The organism is Nostoc sp., from assembly GCF_036917135.1.
Taxonomy (GTDB): domain Bacteria; phylum Cyanobacteriota; class Cyanobacteriia; order Cyanobacteriales; family Nostocaceae; genus Nostoc.
In genome coordinates this window covers 17,163-38,180 of the sequence record NZ_JBALEA010000003.1, presented here as the reverse complement: position 1 = coordinate 38,180, position 21,018 = coordinate 17,163, and the positions used below count along the sequence as shown (strand labels likewise).

The following is a 21,018-nucleotide window of genomic DNA, read 5'->3' as shown; positions in this document are numbered from 1 at the left end:
CAATCCTCAGAGTCATAAAGTGGTAATTGGTAACAATTGGACTGGGGATTGGGGATTGGGGATTGGGGATTGGGGATTGGGGATTGGGGATTGGGGATTGGGGATTGGGGATTAAGGATTGGGCATGGGGTATTGGGCATGGGGCATTGGGCATGGGGCATTGGGCATGGGGCATTGGGTATTGGGCATTGGGTATTGGGCATGGGGCATTGGGCATTGGGCATTAGTTAATTCTCTTTTGTCTCCCAGTCCCCAGTCCCTTGTCTCCCAGTCCCCAGTCCCCAGTCCAATTGTTACCAATCCCCAGTCCCCAGTCCCCAATCCCCAGTCCCAAGTCCCCAGTCCCCAATCCCCATCTTCCGCAGTACCATATAAACGCAAAACTATCTACGGCTGGATGTGCAATGATGCCTGTACGTCAAACTTTATCAAAGCCTGATATCCAACTTTCTTATTTAGAGTGGAACCAAGGTAAAGAACCTTTACTGCTGTTACATGGTTTAGGCGACCATGCTTTGGTATGGTCTAGTTTAGGAGATTACTTGGCGGCAGACTACCACATAGTTGCGCCAGATATGCGCGGACATGGCCAAAGTAGTAAGCCAGAGATAGATTATAGCTTTGAGAGTGCGATCGCAGACCTTGAAGCACTCATGGATCATCTGGGATGGACTTTTGCCCATATTGTAAGTCACTCATGGACAGGCAAATTAGCCGCTATCTGGGCAAGACAAAACCCAAAGCGTTTACGGAGTATAATTCTTGTCGATCCGATTTTCATCTGGAAAATGCCCAGTCTTCTCAGATTAACTTTCCCGATGTTGTATCGCTTCTTGCCTTTTCTCAAAAGCATGGGTCCCTTTGCCAGTCATGAAGAAGCCGAACAACAAGCACGGCAATTAAAGCAATATCAAGGATGGACTTCCTTACAACAGCAAGTCTTCCAAGCAGGAATAGAACAAAAACCCGATGGCAGTTGGGGCAGCAAATTTACCATAGCCGCCCGCGACGGGATTTTTGAAGCAGTAATGCAAGTGCCTGGTTTTACAATTCCTCTTGACACCCCTGCCCTATTCGTCCAGCCAAAACAAGGACTGAATCGCCAAGATTGGCAAATCCAACCATACAAAACCCATCTGAAAAACTTACGTATCTGCCAAGTTCCCGGCAATCATTGGCCGTTTTTGACACAACCAGAGGCATTTAACCAAACTGTAGCAGGTTTCTTGGTAGAACACAGATAAAAAATCTCATGATTATTACACGGGATTATCATACAGCAAGAGAAGAATTAATAGGGGTATTGGGCATTGGGCATTGGTTATCGTAAATTAAAGGGTTTAAGAACCTGCAATCTAGATGTAGCTCCCATTTCAGTCCTTCTCTACGAGAGGCTGCGCCAACGGCTACGCTCAGGAACCATCGGGGTTTAAATCCCCCGGAGTTGCTCCTCTTGGGGAGATTCCAAGACCGCACTCCTCTTCGTCTGAAATGTCTTTAATTTTGAATTTTGAATTTTGAATTGTTAATCTCCCCCACTCCCCCATTCCCCACCCCCTACTCCCCACTCACCATTCATGAGCCTTTGTATCAATCCCGTTTGCCCTAAACCAAATCACCCGAATAATCATCAAAATCGCTTTTGTCAAAGTTGTGGTTCCCATCTGGAATTGCTAGGGCGTTATCGGGTGGCGTGCCTGTTGAGTGAAAAAACAGGTTTTAGTAAAGTTTATGAGGCATACGAACAAGATACCCCCAAAATCCTCAAAATACTCAAAGAGGATTTATCAGGCGACACCAAAGCAGTAGAACTATTTCAGCAAGAAGTAACCGTGTTAGGACAACTCAAGCATCCCGGCATTCCCAAAGAGGATAGTTACTTCCAGTATCAAACCCGAAATGGTTTAGTTTTGCATTGCATTGCAATGGAAAAAATCGAGGGCTATAACTTAGAAGAGTGGTTAAAACAGCAGAATCGCCCCATATCTCAAGAACAAGCCATAGACTGGTTAAGACAGTTGATAGAAATTTTGGATGTAGTGCATGGTAACAAGTATCTACATCGAGATATTAAGCCATCTAACATCATGATTAGATCCCCCATTGAGAATGGTTTGGGGAAGCTAGTACTGATTGATTTTGGCACCGCCAGTGAAATTACTAAAACTTACCAAAACCAACTCAGCAACGGCGACAAGATGACAGCACTTATGTCATCTGGCTACAGCGCCCCAGAACAAATGAATGGTCAAGCAGCACCGCAATCAGATTTATTTGCTTTGGGACGCACCTTTATATTTTTGTTAACGGGATACCATCCTTTGGAAATGTATGATGTCCAGCAAAATTTGCTGCACTGGCAAAATAATGCTATTGATATTTCACCCTTGCTGTTAAATTTCATTGATTGGCTAACAGCATCAGATATAGAAAAACGCCCTGCCAATACCCAGGAGATTTTGAATTACCTAGAAGAAATTGCAGCTCAACTTAGAGGAATCAATCATAAAGATCCTAATCCGCCAGAATTATCTCAAAGTGAACATTTAACTACGCCTATTACTAATAATTTATTATCTACACATAAGCAACCAGAAAAAGTGCCCCTATTGGCATTTTTTGCAGCACTACTACTGGCTTTAGGATTATTTAGCATCCTGGCTTTGACAGCGCAAAAATCAGAAGTTTCTGGAATTTCAAATTACAAACAATATCCCGTGAAAAAAGGCGGAATCGATTATTTCTCCTATCAAGAAGGTAGGGATAATCAGGGAAGGATAGCTAAGTTTAATATAGCGGTTTTATCACTAAGATATAAATGGCTTTTAGGCAGCAATTTTCAAATTAAAGATAATGATGGAATTATTAGTATTGACCTTTTAAAATTGAGCTTAGAACAAGAAAGTATAGAGAATATAATGGAAGCGCCTAGTGAGATTATCTCTTTAGGCACAGCTTCTTGTAAAGGTGATACAGCAGTTGAAGAACGTCTGGCTCTAGAACGTTCTCAACAAATACAACTTTTAGTGAAAAAATTATTTATTAATACACCAAGCGTCAAAAATTATCGCTTATTAAATTTGGGTCAATTTCAGCGCAGTGATTGTCAGGCAAATCAGGATGTAACTACATATCAGAGAAGTATTATAATTATTGGTGTTAAAAGAGAATCATCAGGTGTGATTATCGATGAGGCGCTACGGGATAGGTTAGAAAAAAAGCCTTTTGCTGATTTTAAACTAGAAGATTATTCTTTAGGATCGGTACAGAAGTTTAAGACAATACCGAGCAACTTGTAATACAATTTATTTTATTTCACTGGTTTTCAGGTTTTATATAGGGTGTATTTTCCCAAAGGTAAAGCTTCCTCAATCAACTCCCATACTATGAATAGAAACGATAAGAAGATGTCGAAATATTAGAAGCCAATGAATTCTCTTAAATCAGCTAGCAATTCGATAATGATAGATTAAAAGCAATTCAGCAGGGAATTAAAAGTGTGAATACTCTAGATAAATTACGGCAAATTATATAAATTACTCATGCTCCCATCCCAGAATACCGCTTCAAACCTGCACGCCAAAGAAAGCGATTCACACCCAAAAATACTAATATCCAACCTAGAATTGACCAAAATCCTCTTCCTATATCGACGGGTAGCCCTACCAAAAGACTCGCGGGAAAGTCAATTAAATAGGGAAAAGGCGTAAACATAACTATTTTCCGCACGGCTTCTGGAAAAACCTCTAAAGGTGCTATCAAACCAGATAAAAATAGATAAAATAACAACCAGAAATTTTCTAACGCGCTAGCCCGCTCTGTCCAAAAAGCAAACATGGCAAAGGTGTACTGAATGGTAAACCGCAAAGCAAAAGCTAGCCCCACCGCCAATGTAAAGAGCAAAAATCTATCCCAACTTGGTATCCAAAAAGCTTGGGGATAGAGAATAAAAAATAATCCCACTAATAGAAAAGCAAAGCTTAAACGAGCAAATCTTTCAGAAATATGCCCCGCAACGTGATGCCATACTGGGTCGAGCGGTTGTAGTAACTTGGGTGAAAGCTTGCCTTCCACGACCTCCCTTTCAAAGTCCCAAATTACCCAAACAATTGTGAGTTGTCTGACAATAAAAACCGTGATGAAGTAACGGGCAAAATCTACAGGTGATAGCCCAAACTGTCCTCCTTGTGCCGCCTGTATCCAGGCGCCCATAAGAATAATCGGCAAAGACCCAGCTAAAACCCATAAGATTAATTCTGCCCGATACTCAACCATATAGGCGTAGTATACTGACAGCAAAGTTAAGGCTTTTCTAATCATCCGCTTCATTTATTCAGTTCTCGCTACAAAAATTAATTACCCAGAATTCTCCACTCTTGTACAGATGCGATTAATCGCGTCTCTAAGCTGTTCCACAAATAAACTTGCATATACTGGGCGGGCAGGATGCCCACCCCACAAGAGTTATACTTTACCCTGAGCGAAGCCGAAGGGTTAATTCGCTTATGCAAATTAAATGTTTTTTAGCTTACTACACAACCCCTGCCTGAAAAACTCGTCCAATTACTTCTTCCACAGGCGGTTCGGTGACAGTTAAATCAATTACCTCCAAATCTGCCAAAATCTGAGAGACGGTGCGGGTGAGTGCCTCTCGCTGTACCATAAAACGCACTGCTCGCCCTTCTAAGAGTTTCACGTCACCATAGGTCATAAGTTTTTCTATTGGTAGAGGTTGGGCTAACTCTATATAGACTTCTCGGTAAGGAGCAAAACGTTTCAGTAGTCCATCTAAGCTACCGTCATACATCAGCCTTCCCTGGTGAATCAATAGCACCCGTTGACACAAAGCTGTGATGTCAGCCATGTAATGACTCGTCAACAGTACTGTAGCCTGATAACGCTGATTGTACTCGCGCAAGAATTCGCGCACTGCGGCTTGAGCATTTACATCCAATCCCAGGGTTGGTTCATCTAGGAACAATACATGGGGATGATGCAAAAGTGCTGCTAACAATTCTGCCTTCATCCGTTCACCCAAAGACAGTTTCCGCACTGGTTGGGTAAGTTTGCCTTCTAAGGAAAGCATCTCTGTTAATTCTCCTACCCGCCTCTGGAACTCTTTATCTGAGATGTTATAGACAGCAGCATTAATTTTCAAAGAATCGAGTGCTGGTAAGTCCCAAAGTAGCTGCTGCTTTTGCCCCATTACCAAGGTAATTTTTTGCAAAAATGCTTCTTTACGCTGAAACGGAACTTGTCCAGCTACTCTGACTTTACCGCTAGAGGGATGAATCAGCCCGGTGAGCATTTTGAGTGTGGTGGTTTTTCCAGCACCATTGGGGCCTAAAAACCCCACTATTTCACCAGGGGCAATTTCAAAGGAAACATCCTGAACTGCTTGAATTGAGCGGTAGGTGCGGCGAAAAAAGTGGGTGATTGTACCTTTAATTCCCGGATTTTTAACTGCTACTGGATAAGATTTACTTAGGTTTTCAGCAATGATGATTGACATATTTTTTATATTAGAAGCACAGATGTAAGTAAGTGGGCAAGAATAAATCAAACTATTTTACGTAATATAAAATTAACTAAATAGTTTTTTAGTAAGAACTGAAGCCCTTACTAAAAACCTTTAATTATTCACGCCTACTTACACAGGTAAAAACACATAAATCATTGGCGTTTAGCGCTGTTTACAGGAGCAGTCATTCAATTTTAGATTTTTTCTTCAATCCAAAATTCAAAATCTAAAATGGTTTTACCGTAAACGTCCCGATCGCAGTGTACTGATAATTAACCACAAACCCAATAAACTAGCGACTGCAAACAGGATGGTGCTTAAAAAAGATAGCTGAGTTGTCTGCGCTCTAGTGGAAATAATTGCTGCACCCATAATCAGCGAACCCACTAAAATGCTAAAAGATAGTCGGTTAGCGGCATCGTCCATAGTGCGGCGCACACCATCTAACCCCCGCAGTGATAGATTCCACTGTAAGGTTTCTGAGGTAACTCGGTCTAATAACAGTTCGATTTGGCGGGGAGATTGGAGAGACAGACTTTTCAGATCCAAAGCTGTTCTCAGGAGCGATCGCACCGGATTATCGCCCAGTAATTGCCGACGAAACAAGTCTGTAATTAATGGTTTAACTTCATCAAAAAAGTTCAGATCCGGGTTAAATGTCCGCGCTACACCCTCTAAATTTGCTAGGGTTTTGGCATACAAACCCATATTGCTGGGCAACCTAATTTTATTGTTGCGGGCAACTTGTAAAACTTCATAAATTATCTGACTGAAGTTGATTTGCGTGAGGCTGACGTTGTGATATTTCCGCAACATCCGATCGTAATCATTTTCTAACCGTGATAAAATTACTGGTTGAGCAGAATCTGATAGCTGTAAGGTTAACTGAGCGCACCTTTGAGCATCTAAATCAACGATCGCTAACAACATTTCTGTTAAAATCTGCTGTGTGCGGGGATCAAGTCTTCCCACCATGCCACAATCTAAGAGGGCAACACGACCATCTTTGAGATAAAACAAGTTCCCTGGATGAGGATCAGCGTGAAAAAAGCCATCAATATATAGTTGTTGGAAAAATACCCGAAATAACAAAGTAGTTATTTCTTTACGCAGTACAGCAGGGTCTTTACCGTTGGTGTTACTATCCAAATCCGCCGATAAGAACGGCACCCCATCCAGCCATTCCATCACCAATAACTTTTCTGTGGTCAATTCCCAGTTAATTTCCGCAACTACTATTTGTGTGGGATCAAACCAACGACTTTTAGATAAGTTACGCCGCAATTGGTCTGTAAAACCCGCTTCTCGGGTAAAATCTAACTCGGCTTCTAAGGCTTTAGTAAATTCTTCGGCGGTAGATTTGATTTCGTAGGTTTGCCCAAACTCAGTCCGTGCCACTAAATCGGCAATACCTTGAATTAAAGCAATATCTTGGGCAATAGTCAGATCAATTCCCGGACGTTGCACTTTCAGAGCTACTTCTCGACCGTCTGCTAGTGTAGCGCGATGGGTCTGGGCAATTGATCCGGCTGCTACGGGAATCGGGTTAACTGTTTTAAAGGTTTCTGTTAATGGACGTTTTAATTCTTTGCGGAGGATTATTTCGATCTCTGACCAAGGAACTGCTGGTACTTCATCTTGAAGTGTTGACAATTCCTCAATGTAGGCGGCGCTGAGTAAATCTGGGCGGGTGGAGAGTAGCTGACCAAGTTTAACGTAAACTGGACCCAAGTCCACCAGGATATTTTTTAAAACCGCAGGTGTCGGTAGCTGGGGTTCATCAGCTTTGCCACCAGTAAGTAACCTTCGCATATAGTCCCAGCCATTGCGAAGGAAGACTTCAAGGATTTCTCGTTGACGGGGAACAGTTTGGGTCAGGAACATTTTGGGGAGTGGGGAGTGGGGGAGATGAGGGAGATGGGGGAGATGAGGGAGATGAGGGAGATGGGGGAGATGGAAAGAATTTTTCCAATGCCCAATGCCCCATGCCCCATGGCCAAAGTCAAGTTATAATGGGAAAACAGGCTTTTTAGCCTCTGCCAAGGGGTTTAACTTTTATAGCAGGTTGGTAAATCGGGAATCGCTTTGGAGAATTTTGAGGATCTGCTTGATTTCCTGGGTACGTTCTTTTTTAACAATCAGGGTGACATTGCGATCGCGCACAATCACCACGTCCTCTAAACCAATAGTAACAACTACATCCTCTGGATTTGAGGCATAAATAATCGCCCCTTGGGTGTCCAGCCCTACATGGGTAGCGAGTTCTACATTGGGAGTTTCTTCTGTCTTCAGTAAGCGTTCGATGGCATTCCAATCTCCTAAATCATCCCAACCAAAATCAACTGGCAAAACGTATGCTAGAGTTGTCTTTTCCATTAGCGCATAGTCTATACTCTTCTTAGGCAACTGGGGATAGATATCAGGGCCATGTTGTTCTAAAGGTTCGATAATTTCTGGCGCATGGGTATGTAGTTCTTTAAGAACAACCCCTGCCCGAAAAACGAACATTCCACTATTCCAGCTAAAACGTCCCGTAGATAAAAAAGTTTCTGCCGTTTCGCGGTTGGGCTTTTCAGTAAAGCGGTTGACGTGATAAGCTGGCAACTCATTAAAGCTACCTATCTTTTCACCTTGTTCAATGTAGCCGTAACCGGTTGATGGAAAAGTAGGCTTGATCCCCAGTGTAACGATCGCTGCTGTGCTTGTTGCCAGTTGCGTAGCCGCCCTTAATGTGTGTGCAAACGCCTCTTGGTCAGCAATCCAGTGGTCAGCAGGGAAAAAGCCAATAACAGCGTCTTCTCCATAGCGCCGTTTGATTTCTAAACTTGTCCAAGCAACGGCTGCGGCAGTGTCTCTTCCTTCCGACTCAATCAGTAAGTTTTCAACTGGTAGATCAGGTAATTGTTGTCTTACCCCTTCAGCTATCTGACTAGAAGTGATCACCCACAAGGTGTTCCAACTGCCTCCGAGTGCTAGTAAGCGATCGGCGGTTGCTTGTAATAGACTTCTAGAGCTACCATCAAGACTTAAAAATTGCTTGGGTCGGTCTTTGCGACTCAGGGGCCAAAAACGTTCACCTTTACCACCAGCAAGGATTACGGGGAACAATAAAGTATTCATGTTGTCATACACGCTTACCGAAGAACATTACAAGTTTACAGTGAGCTTTTCCACTGGCAATATTTGTAGCTTGGATTAACATACTTTTAGGGAGTGGTTGAGTGGGGAAATAATTGTGATAAAACAAATCGAATGGTCGGAAAATCCGGTTACATCTCAACAAGTAGTAGAGTTTGAAAATGAAGTGCGATCACCGCAACTTCAACGAACGGAAAATCAAGTAACACCTGCACCAGTAGCCGATTCTGAGGAGGAGAATGTAGAACTAAACCAGCCAGCGAATCCAAACCGTAGCGTCGTCGAATCTGTGGGCGCGATTCCCAATCGGCTTTCTGAGAGACTGGGCTTAACCATGCCTCAATGGTTGCTGTGGATCACAACGATTGTCATCGGCGTTATCTTATCTGGGCTGCTGGTGTCAACATTAGCGCTGTGGACTCCTTTGTGGAGCAATCTAGATCGAACAGATGAAGATTTAGGAACTGCTGGTAAAGACGAGCCAAAAATTCCACTACCAGGGGAATTATGGAGCAAACTCTCCCAGTACCAGCTTTCACGACCGATGAATATTTTAATCATGGGGATTGAACCAGTCAATGGTACTGTTGATGGCTCACCAGAAAGCTTTGCTGGCAAAAGCGACTCGATGCAGCTAGTACGGCTCGACCCGACTGAAAAATCTGCAAGGGTGCTTTCCATTCCCAGAGATACGATGATCGCCATCCCCGAAAAGGGAGAAAAGGGATTAACTAAGGTATCTGATGCCAATGCCAAAGGCGGCCCAGTCTTGGCAGCACGGGTAGTCAGTCGTACCTTAAACAACGCCCCAATCGATCGCTACATCCGTATTTCTACCAGTGGCTTACGCCAGTTAGTCGATCAATTAGGCGGAGTAGAAGTCTTTGTTCCCCAATCAATGGAATATAAAGACTCCAGCAGTCGGCTATCGGTTAATTTAGTTAGTGGCTGGCAAACCCTCAACGGCGAACAAGCAGAACAGTTTGTCCGATTCCGCGAACCAGGTTTGGGAGATTTGTCAAGAGTGCAGCGTCAGCAAGCTCTGATCGCAGCCCTGCTGCAACGCCTCAATAGTCCCACCGTTTTACCCAGGTTGCCTCAACTAACTCGCTTGATGCGAAAATACTTTGATACCAACCTGAAGATGGAAGAAATGATGGCGTTGGTAAACTTCGGCCTCAACTTAGATCGAGATAATTTCCAAATGACCGTGTTGCCTGGTACTTTTAGCCGTTTTAGCAAAGACCCTGATAGCTATTGGCTGAATATGACTGGACAACAGAGCCTGTTGAATGATTATGTTGGGGTAAATGTACCTGGTCTGAAGCCAGATATGCGTCAGGTTCCTAACCTCAAAATTGCTATTCAAAATGCCTCCAATCAACCTCAGCTAACTGAAAAAGTTATTGCTTATCTGAAACAGAAAGGCTTTACTAATATTTACAAAGTGCCTGATTGGCCAGATACCCAACGCCAAACTCAGATTGTTGTCGAAAAAGGCGATCGCCGAGTTGGAGTTGATTTGCAAAAAGTCTTAGGCTTGGGTCAAATCGAGGTGTCGGCGACTGGTGATTTAGAATCTGATCTGACAATCCGCATTGGTAAAGATTGGAAATAGTCATTAGTCATTAGTCACTTGTACTGAGCGTAGTCGAAGTATTGGTCATTGGTTAATGACAAAGAGAGAAGTTCTGAACGTCGGCTTCCGGCGCTTAGAACTTCTAGGACTACAGAAAAAAAATAAAGTTATGAAAAAGATTTTACTCCGGTTTTTTGGTTTGATTGTGATTTTGACACTAGCATTTTTGTGGATAATACTTAATCCCAAGCCGGCTTTTGCTCAAGTCAACACAATCAATTACAACAATATAAATTTAGAAAACCGTGATTTTTCTCATGCTGATTTGGCGGGTGTGACTTTTGTAGCAGCAGAAATGCGGGGGACAAATTTCCAAGGTGCGAATTTAAGCAACGCAATTCTGACTAAGGGAGTTTTATTAAAGGCAAATTTGGAAGGTGCAAACTTGAGTGGCGCTTTAGTCGATCGCGTAACTATGGATAGTGCTAACCTGAAAAATGCCATTTTTACGGAAGCCACTTTGACGAGTAGCCGCTTTTACGATGCCGAAGTTACTGGTGCTGATTTTACAGACGCTTTGATTGACCGTTATCAAGTATCGCTATTGTGTAAAAGGGCTGATGGGACAAATCCGGTTACGGGTGTGTCAACGCGAGATAGTTTGGGTTGTAAGTGAAAAGTCTCAGCGTTGAGCAGAAAAAAAGAGATATAAAATATGGTGATTAGGTTAAATGCTTTTAGTATTAATAACCTATAACTTTCACACTCAGACAGAATACCGTCACTACAGACTAACGCCTACATCGAATTTTATCAAATAAAGGCTCTACCATAACACAGATAACAGTTATAGGCGATTTACAGGAATAAATATACCCCCGCCGTTGGTTTCGACTTCGCTCAACCAACTGAGAGATCGAGAGTTGAGCGAAGTCGAAACTCGCCAACACCTACCAGAATGCTTACTACAAGCCCGTTTGCCCGGCCCTCACATCTACATCAACTCCATCTCGCGCAAGCCTTGGCGTAGTCTCTTCGCTTCTTCGGGATTATATCTTCCATGAAGAACGATCGCTTTTTTAAAAGCTGTTAAACTATCTTGGTGATTGCCAACTTTGAGTAACACTACCCCTAAATTTTGATAAGCTTCGGCATAGTTGGGATTTAACGCGATCGCATTTTGATAAGATGCGATCGCATCTAGAAATAAACCCAAAGCTTTAAAGGTCATCGCCAAGTTATAATGCCCATAAACAAAATTCGGGTCAATTTTCAAAGTTGTGGCGTAAGCAGTTTTCGCACCGTTGAAATCTCCTGCTGCTTTGAGTAAGTTACCCAAGTTGTTATATGCTCCTAATTTGAGCATGGGATAAATTGGCAATTTGATGGCAGCTTGATAATGAGCAATAGCCTGTGGGTATTTTTGTAACCGACTGTAGGCAATGCCTAAATGATAATGGAGTTCATATAAAATATCGTAGTTTTCTTCAGCAACGGTGATTCCATGTCTGAGCAACTCCATACCTTCGGTAATTTTCCCAGTTTCCACATACAATGCTCCTAATTTACTGCAAACATAAGGGTCATTAGGATGAGTCGCCAGAAATCCTGACATCGCTGTTGCAGCTTTAGCATATTTGTTATTTTGAGCGATCGCACTTTTTTGATATCCTGTGTGTAAAAGTGCCACCCCTGGTAAATAACCTACTTGCCAATGGGGTTCTTTGGTTAAAATTGCTGACACACTATCATCTACTAAGGCATGGTAAGGACGGTCAAAATGAATATCTGGATGATTGCGGAATAGTCTGGAAACCAGAGAATAGGGGGATTGTTCTGCACCGACTTCCTGGCGGACGAGGTTGATTAGCAGATATTCATCTCTTGCGATCGCCTCTCGTAACTGTGGTACAATTCCCTGAGTTAGAATTTCATCAGCATCTAATACTAAAATCCAATCACCAGTCACATATTTTAGAGCTGCATTGCGGGCAGCACTGAAGTCATTACACCATTTAAAATGATGGACTTTTGCACCAAGTTGTTGGGCAATATTAGGAGTGCGATCGATTGAGCCTGTATCCAACACTACCATTTCATCCACCACTTTTCTGACACTGTTCAGGCATTTAGGCAGTGTTGCTGCTTCGTTTTTTACAATCATGCACAGACTCAAACTCATAATTTAAAAATGGGGAGTGGGGGAAGCAGGGAGACAAGAATTGAGAACTCCACCCGTTCGAGTCGAAAAGGTGGAGTTAAGAAGTTGGACAGTTGGTAAATTCTATAACAACTATAGCGCTTCTCGTTTGGGTGTAATACACTTTGACCTCACTTCCATTCCTTACTTCCTTTAAGGAGAGAGGCTTTGAATCTTACCCCCCAACGCTAGTAGGGAAAAGGCTGGGGGTTAGGTCTGTATTCCATGCAATTGAGAACCGCTATAACTAAATACGCGATTTGACAAATTTCTCTAATCTATCCATTCCCTTTTCAATTGTCGCCATATCTGTGGCGTAGGAAAGACGAATGTTGTCATCAGCGCCAAAAGCAATTCCGGGAATGACTGCGACTTGATATTTTTCTAGCAAAGCGTCACAAAATTCTAGTGATTTTAGACCGGTTTTGCTGATATCAGGGAACAGATAAAAAGCGCCATCTGGTTTGGCGGTACTCAATCCGGGAATGGCGTTGAGTCTGTCTAACATTACCTGGCGGCGTTTGGCGAAAGCTTGACGCATTTCTTCGACACAATCTTGAGAACTTTGTAGCGCTGCGATCGCACCATATTGGGCAAAGGTACACACGTTAGATGTACTATGCCCTTGGATGGTACTTGCTGCTTTAATGATTTCCACAGGCCCTGCTAAATAACCAAGTCTCCACCCAGTCATGGAATAAGCCTTCGCAAACCCATTACTAATCAAAGTTCGGTCAAAAATTTCCTTCCCAAGAGAACCGATGCTGATATGTTCTGCACCGTCGTAGAGAATTTTTTCATAAATCTCATCAGAGACGACAAAGATATCTGCATCAACTACTACCTTTGCCAGTGCTTTGATTTCATCTGGCGTGTAAACCATCCCTGTGGGATTAGATGGAGAGTTGAGGATAAATAACTTTGTCTTCGGCGTGATTGCTTTACGCAGTTGTTCGGGAGTAATTTTATAACCCGTCGTTGCATCTGTAGGGACAATTACCGAAACTCCACCGACCAAAGTCACCATTTCGGGATAACTTAACCAGTAGGGTGCAGGGATAATTACCTCATCACCTGGATCGATCAACGCCACGATTAAGTTATACAGAGAATGCTTACCACCATTGGTGACGATCACATTTTCTGACTTGTAATCAAGACCGTTATCAATTTTAAGCTTGTGGGCGATCGCTTCCCTTAACTTTGGTTCTCCGGCGGCGGCACCATACTTGGTTTTGCCTTCTTCCAAAGCTTTTACTGCTGCGGCTTTAATATGCCCTGGGGTATCAAAATCTGGTTCTCCAGCGCTAAAACTACAAACATCTATTCCCTCTGCCTTCAGTGCCTTAGCCTTGGCTGCGATCGCTAAGGTTAATGAAGGTGTTACCTGACTTACTCTTGCTGCCAGCTTCATTCTTACTATTTTTGGCAAATCTTTCACTTATCTAAGGATATCCCAGAATCTCTACCAAGATTTGCTTTTTCTGAATTCGTTGGGGAATAGGGAATGAGGATTGGGGACTGGGGATTGGGAAAGAATTTCTGAACCTTGACTCTTAACAATGTATCTTGTATAAACTTAGTTTTAAAGTAAGGCCAGTGTTTATATGCAGATTAAGAAACTTCTCATTGCGTCTTATCTGTTAATTACTGCTCTTTTTATACCTAATGCTGCCATTGCTCAAAATCGCGGTACTCCCGGTAAATTTGACTTTTATGTACTAACACTATCTTGGTCGCCAGATTATTGTGCAGCAAATGGCACTCGTGACCCGCAGCAGTGTGGTTCTGGAAGGAGACTTGGTTTTGTACTACATGGTTTGTGGCCACAATACCAAGCTGGTTATCCTGCTAATTGTTCTACACAAAAATTACCGTCGGAAGTAAAGCGGCAGTTTCCCAATTTGTATCCTAGTAATAAACTTTACGATCATGAATGGGAAAAACATGGTACTTGTTCGGGTAGAACTCCTGCGGAATACTTGGCATTGAGTAAAAAGTTAAAAGACGCGATCGCTATTCCCGCAGCTTATAATCGTCCTGAAAAACCTTTGCGTACCACAATTACAGATTTTAAAAAATCATTTGTGAGTGCGAATAATCAAATTACTGCTGATGGCGTAGCACCTTTTTGTTCTGGTTCAGGAAGATTTTTGCAAGAAGTCTTCTTTTGTTATTCCAAAAACGGTGAACCTGGTATTTGTAGCGCCGAGATTTTGAAGCGATCGCAAAAAAGTTGTGGTCAACCAAATTTCTTACTGAGAAACGTTAGATAAAAATGGGCATGGGGCACTTGTACTGAGTTTCGACTACGCTCAACTACCGCGTTCGCGTAGCGTCTCGTAGAGAAGTCGTTGGCGCAGCCTCTCCAAGAGTTGTATTGGGCACTTGTACTGAGCGTAGCCGAAGTATTGGGCATGGGTTATTAACTCCAAACTCCTGTAGAGACGCGATTCATCGCGTCTCTACTTCTAACTTTTGTACAGACGCGATTCATCGCGTCTTCTAACTCCCCATTCCCTAAGCTATCGTCACATCCGGGGACAAATAAACATCTTGAATGGTGTGAAATAGCTTCACACCTTCCTCAAAGGGACGTTGGAAGGTCTTTCGCCCAGAAATTAATCCTGAACCACCAGCGCGTTTGTTGATTACAGCAGTGCGAACTGCTTGGGCGAAGTCATTTTTACCAGTCGCGCCACCAGAATTAATCAACCCCACACGCCCAGAGTAGCAATTTAGTACTTGGTAACGAGTTAAATCAATTGGGTGATCAGTTGTCAATTCTGTGTAAACCCGCTCATCGGTTTTGCCATAACTCTTACCAGTAGCTTTGGCAACTGCACCATAACCATTGTTATTCTCAGGTAACTTTTGTTTGATTATGTCGGCTTCAATGGTTACACCCAAATGATTTGCTTGTCCAGTAAGGTCAGCAGCAAGGTGGTAATCTTTATCTTGTTTAAAAGCGTTGTTCCGCAGATAGCACCAGAGAATAGTTGCCAAACCGAGTTCATGGGCGCGTTTAAAAGCTTTGCTAATTTCCTGAATTTGTCTGGTAGACTGCTCTGAACCAAAGTAAATTGTCGCACCTACCGCCGCCGCCCCTAAATTCCAAGCTTGTTCCACATCAGCAAACAATACCTGGTCAAATTGATTGGGGAAAGTCAGCAATTCGTTGTGATTGATTTTGGCAATAAAGGGAATTTTATGGGCATATTTCCGTGATACGATACCTAATGTTCCCAAAGTAGTAGCAACCGCATTGCAACCTGCGGCGATCGCTAGCTTGAGAATATTTTCTGGATCGAAGTAAATCGGATTGGGCGCAAAAGACGCACCTGCTGAGTGTTCAATCCCTTGGTCTACTGGTAAAATCGAGAGATAGCCAGTGTTTGCCAGACGACCTGTAGAATAAAGTAACTGGAGATTACGCAATACTTGAGGATTGCGATCGCTGTTGAGCCAGATTCGATCTACAAAGTCTGACCCAGGTAAATGTAATAAATCACGAGAAACTTTTGCTTTGTAGGTAAGTAAGTCTTCTGCCTCTTTACCTAGCAATGACTCAATAGAGTTAGGCTCTTTAAGTGTTGTAGTCATACTATTATCCTCAAAAATTGAGCAAATGACCTTGCTTTTAAGATAGCATTTTTAACACTGCTAACCTGGTTGTAGGGTCATTAATGATGTGTATTCTTTTTGAATATATAGCAATCTTCTTTTAGAAATGAAAACCAAAAGGCTGAGATTTCCCACTTATTTTAAGAAGTCGGGAATCTTGTTGTCAATGATTAAGTAAGGCTATACTACCGGAAGGATTCAATCAACTTTCGGAATTAATGTTTTCAACTTCAGTTACCAACATCAAACAGTACAATCATACTATCTTCAGATCATAGCTGAAAATTGAAAACCCAGCTTTCCCCAATTGTGGTAATAATTTTGAACAGAATAAATACAATTATATGAGTAACTTTCAAATCGATACAGCACTTACGGCAGCTATGAGGTACATCCTCAAAGCTGAAAGCTATGCTAAAAGAGGGGCAAGGAGAAAACTGTATTGCATAATAGCGGGAAGCGCTGTATCGACTTCAGCAATATAGATTTAGCTTCCCTTGAGACAGAAGAAGATTTTCAAAGAGAGGCAAAAATGTTACTCCCAAAGGCACTTGTCAAACTAGGTGAAAGTGTGGGTGAAAAGACTTGGGAAGAATTACAGGTAAAACTGCAAGCGACTGGAGGTAAACTCAAATCTTCTCCAAGCGAGAAACGTAGGTTTATTCAAGAAACCGGAAGAACTTATCAACGAAATGCTAGTAACAGAGAAAAACAAGAACTAGAAGACTATATAGTAGAGCAATTACGCCAGCGCAAATAGTAAATATCTACAGTTAATTTACCGGACATGATTCAAACAAACCACCGGCGAATCAACTCCACCTGGAAGCCATAGCCGTCGTCAACTTCCTCAATTAACTCCCGTTGCAACAGCAAATTGAAAGTAATATCAGCATCGGGGAACTGTTGCAACAGAGTTTGGCGGCTAACTATAGCCCCTTCCCCTTGAGCGGCGATAAAACGTAGAATAGCTTGTCCATTCGCGTCTATTTGGTTGTTTTGAATGTCAGCAAAGAAAAAGCCCCCACTTTGCAAAGCTTCTGGTATTGCTGCTTCCACATCCGCTAAAGTTGCCAATCGCCGAATAGAGGGGTCTTGCTCGTTTTTGAGGACGATAATTTCCGCACAGAGTAGTTGTACTAAGAATGGGTGACAACGGGTGAGTTGTAGCACTCTTTCAACCGCGTTAGGTTCATAGCGGAGAGTAAAATCTTTGACGGGACGTTCAATTAATTTTCGTGCTTCCGCTTCTTTGAGGTAGGAGATATGCACTACTTGGACATTAATGAGATAACTAGCCCAGCGCTGATATTCTTCGATAGTATGGGAGCCAGCCAGTAACACCTTGAACCGGGGACGATGTTGGATAAGGTGACGCAGCATTCCTAAAACATCCTGTTCATCAAAGCGACCTTTAGATATGGCGTTGTCTAAGACCTCAAATTCATCTAGGGCTAGTAAAACGGTATTTTGTTCTAGAGCCTGTTCTACTTTATCTAGCCATTCATAAAAATAGGTGAAGGGGTCAGATTGTAACACTTCGCGGGCTAGGGACGGTAGAGTTAAACCTTGCTTTTTCGCTGACTTCTCCATCTCTCTAGCCAGGTTGTAGAGGAAACCTGTATGGTCACTAGCTGATGAAGGTGCGCCTTGCAAGTCTACAAACATGGGGATGATATTACTAGGTAGTAACTTTCCGATGTTATTGAGGAGAGAAGTTTTACCCATGCGTCGCTGACCGTATAGTAGCAGAGGTGGACGACGGCGATCGCGCAGTAGTTGCTCAATGCGTAAGCCAATGTCATCACGCCCTGTGAAAATTTTTTGCTCCTCTGTGAGGGGTACACCGATGATGTAAGGCGAGTCAATTTCTTGGCGGAGTTCAGTAATTTTAGCTAATTCTTCTACATAGTTGAGTATTATCTCACGCCAACTTTTGGCAATTGAACGAAAACGAAAATCATATTGTTCACCAAAGCTCGGCAAGTATTCATCCAAATGCTCTACAAAAACCCTAAGAGCTATGCGCTGATTGTGAATACCAGTATGATTAAATGCATCGTCTAAAAACTGGCTAATAAGGCTTTCACCAAATATTAGATTGCGATTAACCTGACGAATATCTTTCATATTCTTACAGCCTTCTAAACTGCGTAAATCTAGTTCAATTTGAGCAGCTTGAACCGCCCAATTTTGGGGAGTAATACTCAAGTATCCTAAGGCTAATTCTCCTTCAACTGTGTTATGTTCAATGACAAAAAGGAGGTATTTATCCAAGCCACGCAGGTGTAAATACTGCAACTCATTCCAGAAAGCAGAGTGGTAGCGAAATAAACAAGGGCTTTTAGCATTACGTATTTTGTCTAATCTATAAAGTAGATAATTCCAAACAGTGAAAAATGGAAAGACTAGAACAGTCCACCAAGAATTAGTAGTTATTCCTACGCTTCTCACCATGCTGAACCTCACGGCTATTACCACACCTACCACCACACCTAATCCCACGCAAAAAGCTATATTTGCGATTGGTTCACCCAACACCCACAACACTAAGCCCAGCAGGAAGTTAGCCAGGATAGGTAATATAAAGTATGCTTGGATGAAAAATCTCCACAAAGCAAGGTTTCGCCATCGCCCCTGTCTTAACAAGATACTCAGAGAAGAGTTTGATTCTAGATTAAGGTCAATGCGCTCAAGGTGGTTACGCCAAGCGGTGGGACGGAAGAATAGCCAAAACACCAGTTGCAAACTACCCAGTATTAAGTTGGGGTGCTGCTGGGGTGCATTGGTGTAGGCGTTGCGGGGAAGTTGTGGTGAGGTCAACGTTTTTGCACTCCTAACGCGGTGTGCAAGTTTCTCTCAAACCTAACCCCCAGCCCCTTCCCTACGAGGGAAGGGGAGCAAGACTTAAAGCCTCTCCCCGCTTCGGGGAGAGGTTTGGAGAGGGGTTTCAAGAATAAGTCGCACATCGCGCACTCCTATTTAATACTCGGCTTTGCTGAATCAGGATATTAAAGAGCTTCATGCAAAGACGCAAAGAACAATTCATCGGTTAATTCAGCAACGCCAACTTTTCTTTCAGTTTTTGAGAGTTTGCACCCCAGGATATGCCAGAATTTTGGCGTCAACAGTTAGTAAAGGAGAGTTGTAAATTCTGGCAGTAGCTACAATGATTTGGTCAGATGGATCTCTGTGAAAACCTGTGAGTTTGGTTGATTCAACGATAATTGGAATTGTCAGTTCGAGTAGCTGCACTCCTGGATAAGCTAAAGCTGCTGCTAACCACTCCTCAACTGAAATTGAAAAAGCAAGTTTGCGATTCTCAACCAGTTTGGCGACTTCCCAACAAGAAATAATGCTGACTCCTAATCCTTGAGATTGATATTCTTCAATCCAATCTCGATATCTCTGGTTTAGTCGTTCATTATTATCTACCCACCAAATCCAAATATGAGTATCTAAGATGATCATTGCAAGACTTCCCAATCCTCTATAGGTACAGCAGGCTCAAAGGGATCATCATAGTGAATAACTGTTCCCCGTAAAGGATAAGGATTAGATTCTGAAGGTTGGGGAAAACGTTCTAAAACAATGATTTCTACTGCTTCGCCAGCCTGAAACGGTAAATCCTCAAGAATCAAGGTTCCGTTTTTAGTTAATTTTGTTTCAATTCGGTGTGCTTTCATAGTTACTCCGCTAGTTATGAATCTAATAAATCAGCAAACGGTTTCATTTGTAGTAAACCTTCCTCACGCCAATTATCATCCTCCCCTTCTTCTAAGTTAAATAATCTTTCTCTACACAGAATTTGTAACAACAGTGGCCAGCAGCAACTTTGTGTCAAAATCCACTCTACATCTTCATCAGCGAACGGAATGGGCGAACTCGCTATCAATTCTCGCGCATCTTTCTCAGTCAATGCTCCCAGATATGCGGTGTAGCCGAAAATATTGAAAAAGGGTGAACTGTGTCCTGTGTTTCGCGCCATTTCCATCGGTGATTCGGGGGTAGCCAAGACAAATGCTAGATTCCCTCCTGTGTGGTTAGTCGCTAAAGACCGCAAACATTCCCAAAAGCCATCATCTAATTCTGGACAGCGTTCCAATCCAACACTAATCTCATCCAATAAGATGACTGTGGGAGAATGCAAATTATCGCTGACTACATTCATGAAATTATCTAAATCGCAAGGTGTCGGCACTTGCATCTTGAGTGATTCTAGGATGTACTTTAGTAGTCCTTCTCGGCTTTGCATTCGTGCGTCTTGCAAGTCTACAAAAATCCAACAGTAATTTTCTGGATGCGGTAGCCAGTCAGATTTTTGACAAGGACGCAGCTGTTCTGCTGGGGTGGTGGTGATATTTTTTAAGTAGTGCAGCAGGGATGTTTTACCGCTACGCTTTTTGCCGATAATGGCGGAGTTTTGTAGAGGATGGTGTTTGAGTAAGTTGAAAAGGCGTTTTAATTCTTTTTCGCCTCCAAAAAAGTAACGCGGCTGGGTGATGGGTGCGCCTGTGATGAAGGGTGATGCTTCGGCGTTAGTTGGCTCAAGTTCTTTGTAAGCAATTTCTTGGGAGTTAAAACCTAACTTACGGCTAAGTTCTACAAAATTTAGATAGTCAACAGGTTTACCAGTGAGAAAGTTTTTGACTGTGGAAAGAGAAAGCACCATCTCAGTAGCTAAGGACTGCTGGCTGGGATAGCCATGACGTTGAGGAGCTGACTTTACTTTTTCAATATACTCTGGGGCTACTCGGAGCGATCGCGCCAACCGGAATCAAAGTCCCCCTTAAAAAGGGGGATTTAGGGGGATCTCCAAGGGTTAGGCGTATAAAAAAACTTTTCAAACAACCTCTTACAACTTCATGGTTTTTTTACGAACCGCAAAGGACGCAAAGAACGCGAAGAACGCGAAGAAGGAGAAGAAATATCTCTATAAATGAAGTGAAGTAAAGC

Annotated in this window: 18 protein-coding genes; 7 read left to right on the top strand and 11 right to left on the bottom strand. The window is 42.7% G+C overall.

Annotation, left to right across the window (positions count from 1 at the left end; translation table 11 throughout):
* The first annotated feature begins 26 nt into the window (after positions 1-26).
* From V7K50_RS00830 to V7K50_RS00820, 3 genes are all read left to right on the top strand, one after another.
* Positions 27-227 carry a hypothetical protein gene (locus V7K50_RS00830; protein WP_334956335.1) on the top strand — a complete coding sequence of 67 codons (201 nt, stop codon included), beginning with the start codon at positions 27-29 and terminating at the stop codon, positions 225-227.
* Between the two features lie 180 nt (positions 228-407).
* On the top strand, positions 408-1,244 hold the full coding sequence (locus tag V7K50_RS00825; RefSeq protein ID WP_334956395.1) for an alpha/beta fold hydrolase: 837 nt from the start codon (positions 408-410) through the stop codon (positions 1,242-1,244).
* 333 nt (positions 1,245-1,577) lie between these two features.
* Positions 1,578-3,299, top strand: coding sequence for a serine/threonine-protein kinase (locus tag V7K50_RS00820; RefSeq protein ID WP_334956333.1), 1,722 nt, complete (start codon positions 1,578-1,580; stop codon positions 3,297-3,299).
* A gap of 241 nt (positions 3,300-3,540) precedes the next feature.
* Here V7K50_RS00820 and V7K50_RS00815 read toward each other — a convergent pair whose 3' ends face one another.
* The 4 genes from V7K50_RS00815 to V7K50_RS00800 all read right to left on the bottom strand — a co-directional run bounded on the left by V7K50_RS00815 (position 3,541) and on the right by V7K50_RS00800 (position 8,641).
* Entirely contained in the window at positions 3,541-4,329 is a 789-nt protein-coding gene (locus tag V7K50_RS00815; RefSeq protein ID WP_334956331.1) for an ABC transporter permease, read from the bottom strand.
* A 202-nt stretch (positions 4,330-4,531) separates the two neighbouring features.
* The gene (locus V7K50_RS00810; RefSeq protein ID WP_334956329.1) at positions 4,532-5,512 is read right to left on the bottom strand and encodes an ABC transporter ATP-binding protein; all 981 of its coding nucleotides are present in this window, start codon (positions 5,510-5,512) and stop codon (positions 4,532-4,534) included.
* A gap of 246 nt (positions 5,513-5,758) precedes the next feature.
* On the bottom strand, positions 5,759-7,405 hold the full coding sequence (locus tag V7K50_RS00805; RefSeq protein WP_334956327.1) for an ABC1 kinase family protein: 1,647 nt from the start codon (positions 7,403-7,405) through the stop codon (positions 5,759-5,761).
* A 171-nt stretch (positions 7,406-7,576) separates the two neighbouring features.
* Positions 7,577-8,641, bottom strand: coding sequence for a mannose-1-phosphate guanylyltransferase (locus V7K50_RS00800; protein ID WP_334956326.1), 1,065 nt, complete (start codon positions 8,639-8,641; stop codon positions 7,577-7,579).
* 115 nt (positions 8,642-8,756) lie between these two features.
* On the opposite strand from V7K50_RS00800, the gene V7K50_RS00795 reads away from it, so the two are divergent.
* A complete protein-coding gene (locus V7K50_RS00795) occupies positions 8,757-10,277 on the top strand; it encodes an LCP family protein (RefSeq protein ID WP_334956325.1) in 1,521 nt (506 codons plus the stop codon).
* Positions 10,278-10,407: 130 nt separating this feature from the next.
* Positions 10,408-10,914 (top strand): pentapeptide repeat-containing protein, encoded by a 507-nt coding sequence (locus tag V7K50_RS00790; RefSeq protein WP_334956393.1) that lies wholly within the window; start codon positions 10,408-10,410, stop codon positions 10,912-10,914.
* 318 nt (positions 10,915-11,232) lie between these two features.
* Here the strand turns inward: V7K50_RS00790 and V7K50_RS00785 are convergent, their stop codons facing one another.
* Both V7K50_RS00785 and V7K50_RS00780 read right to left on the bottom strand, forming a co-directional pair.
* A complete protein-coding gene (locus V7K50_RS00785; protein WP_334956323.1) occupies positions 11,233-12,402 on the bottom strand; it encodes a tetratricopeptide repeat protein in 1,170 nt (389 codons plus the stop codon).
* A 283-nt stretch (positions 12,403-12,685) separates the two neighbouring features.
* The gene (locus tag V7K50_RS00780; protein ID WP_334956321.1) at positions 12,686-13,852 is read right to left on the bottom strand and encodes a pyridoxal phosphate-dependent aminotransferase; all 1,167 of its coding nucleotides are present in this window, start codon (positions 13,850-13,852) and stop codon (positions 12,686-12,688) included.
* 193 nt (positions 13,853-14,045) lie between these two features.
* On the opposite strand from V7K50_RS00780, the gene V7K50_RS00775 reads away from it, so the two are divergent.
* Complete coding sequence (locus V7K50_RS00775) at positions 14,046-14,714, top strand: ribonuclease T2 family protein (RefSeq protein ID WP_334956319.1); 669 nt, start codon at positions 14,046-14,048, stop codon at positions 14,712-14,714.
* Between the two features lie 244 nt (positions 14,715-14,958).
* Here V7K50_RS00775 and V7K50_RS00770 read toward each other — a convergent pair whose 3' ends face one another.
* Positions 14,959-16,041: a class I fructose-bisphosphate aldolase gene (locus V7K50_RS00770; RefSeq protein WP_334956317.1), complete on the bottom strand. Its 1,083-nt coding sequence runs from the start codon at positions 16,039-16,041 to the stop codon at positions 14,959-14,961.
* 463 nt (positions 16,042-16,504) lie between these two features.
* Here V7K50_RS00770 and V7K50_RS00765 point away from each other — a divergent pair, with 463 nt between their 5' ends.
* Positions 16,505-16,822, top strand: coding sequence for a hypothetical protein (locus V7K50_RS00765; RefSeq protein WP_334956315.1), 318 nt, complete (start codon positions 16,505-16,507; stop codon positions 16,820-16,822).
* 32 nt (positions 16,823-16,854) lie between these two features.
* Here V7K50_RS00765 and V7K50_RS00760 read toward each other — a convergent pair whose 3' ends face one another.
* The 4 genes from V7K50_RS00760 to V7K50_RS00745 form a co-directional block, all read right to left on the bottom strand.
* Positions 16,855-18,885 (bottom strand): AAA family ATPase, encoded by a 2,031-nt coding sequence (locus V7K50_RS00760; protein ID WP_334956313.1) that lies wholly within the window; start codon positions 18,883-18,885, stop codon positions 16,855-16,857.
* Positions 18,886-19,140: 255 nt separating this feature from the next.
* Positions 19,141-19,533, bottom strand: coding sequence for a type II toxin-antitoxin system VapC family toxin (locus tag V7K50_RS00755; protein WP_334956311.1), 393 nt, complete (start codon positions 19,531-19,533; stop codon positions 19,141-19,143).
* Positions 19,530-19,748, bottom strand: a complete 219-nt coding sequence (locus V7K50_RS00750) for a hypothetical protein (RefSeq protein WP_094352538.1) — start codon at positions 19,746-19,748, stop codon at positions 19,530-19,532. Before V7K50_RS00750 ends, V7K50_RS00755 begins: the two co-directional genes overlap by 4 nt.
* A 14-nt stretch (positions 19,749-19,762) precedes the next feature.
* Entirely contained in the window at positions 19,763-20,833 is a 1,071-nt protein-coding gene (locus V7K50_RS00745) for an ATP-binding protein (protein WP_334956309.1), read from the bottom strand.
* Between the last annotated feature and the right edge of the window lie 185 nt (positions 20,834-21,018).

Coding starts and splice junctions, on each gene's coding strand:
- V7K50_RS00825 (WP_334956395.1), top strand. CDS start 408: ATGCCTGTACGTCAAACTTTATCAAAGCCTGATATCCAACTTTCTTAT.
- V7K50_RS00820 (WP_334956333.1), top strand. CDS start 1,578: ATGAGCCTTTGTATCAATCCCGTTTGCCCTAAACCAAATCACCCGAAT.
- V7K50_RS00815 (WP_334956331.1), bottom strand. CDS start 4,329: ATGAAGCGGATGATTAGAAAAGCCTTAACTTTGCTGTCAGTATACTAC.
- V7K50_RS00810 (WP_334956329.1), bottom strand. CDS start 5,512: ATGTCAATCATCATTGCTGAAAACCTAAGTAAATCTTATCCAGTAGCA.
- V7K50_RS00805 (WP_334956327.1), bottom strand. CDS start 7,405: ATGTTCCTGACCCAAACTGTTCCCCGTCAACGAGAAATCCTTGAAGTC.
- V7K50_RS00800 (WP_334956326.1), bottom strand. CDS start 8,641: ATGAATACTTTATTGTTCCCCGTAATCCTTGCTGGTGGTAAAGGTGAA.
- V7K50_RS00790 (WP_334956393.1), top strand. CDS start 10,408: ATGAAAAAGATTTTACTCCGGTTTTTTGGTTTGATTGTGATTTTGACA.
- V7K50_RS00785 (WP_334956323.1), bottom strand. CDS start 12,402: ATGATTGTAAAAAACGAAGCAGCAACACTGCCTAAATGCCTGAACAGT.
- V7K50_RS00780 (WP_334956321.1), bottom strand. CDS start 13,852: ATGAAGCTGGCAGCAAGAGTAAGTCAGGTAACACCTTCATTAACCTTA.
- V7K50_RS00775 (WP_334956319.1), top strand. CDS start 14,046: ATGCAGATTAAGAAACTTCTCATTGCGTCTTATCTGTTAATTACTGCT.
- V7K50_RS00770 (WP_334956317.1), bottom strand. CDS start 16,041: ATGACTACAACACTTAAAGAGCCTAACTCTATTGAGTCATTGCTAGGT.
- V7K50_RS00755 (WP_334956311.1), bottom strand. CDS start 19,533: ATGATCATCTTAGATACTCATATTTGGATTTGGTGGGTAGATAATAAT.
- V7K50_RS00750 (WP_094352538.1), bottom strand. CDS start 19,748: ATGAAAGCACACCGAATTGAAACAAAATTAACTAAAAACGGAACCTTG.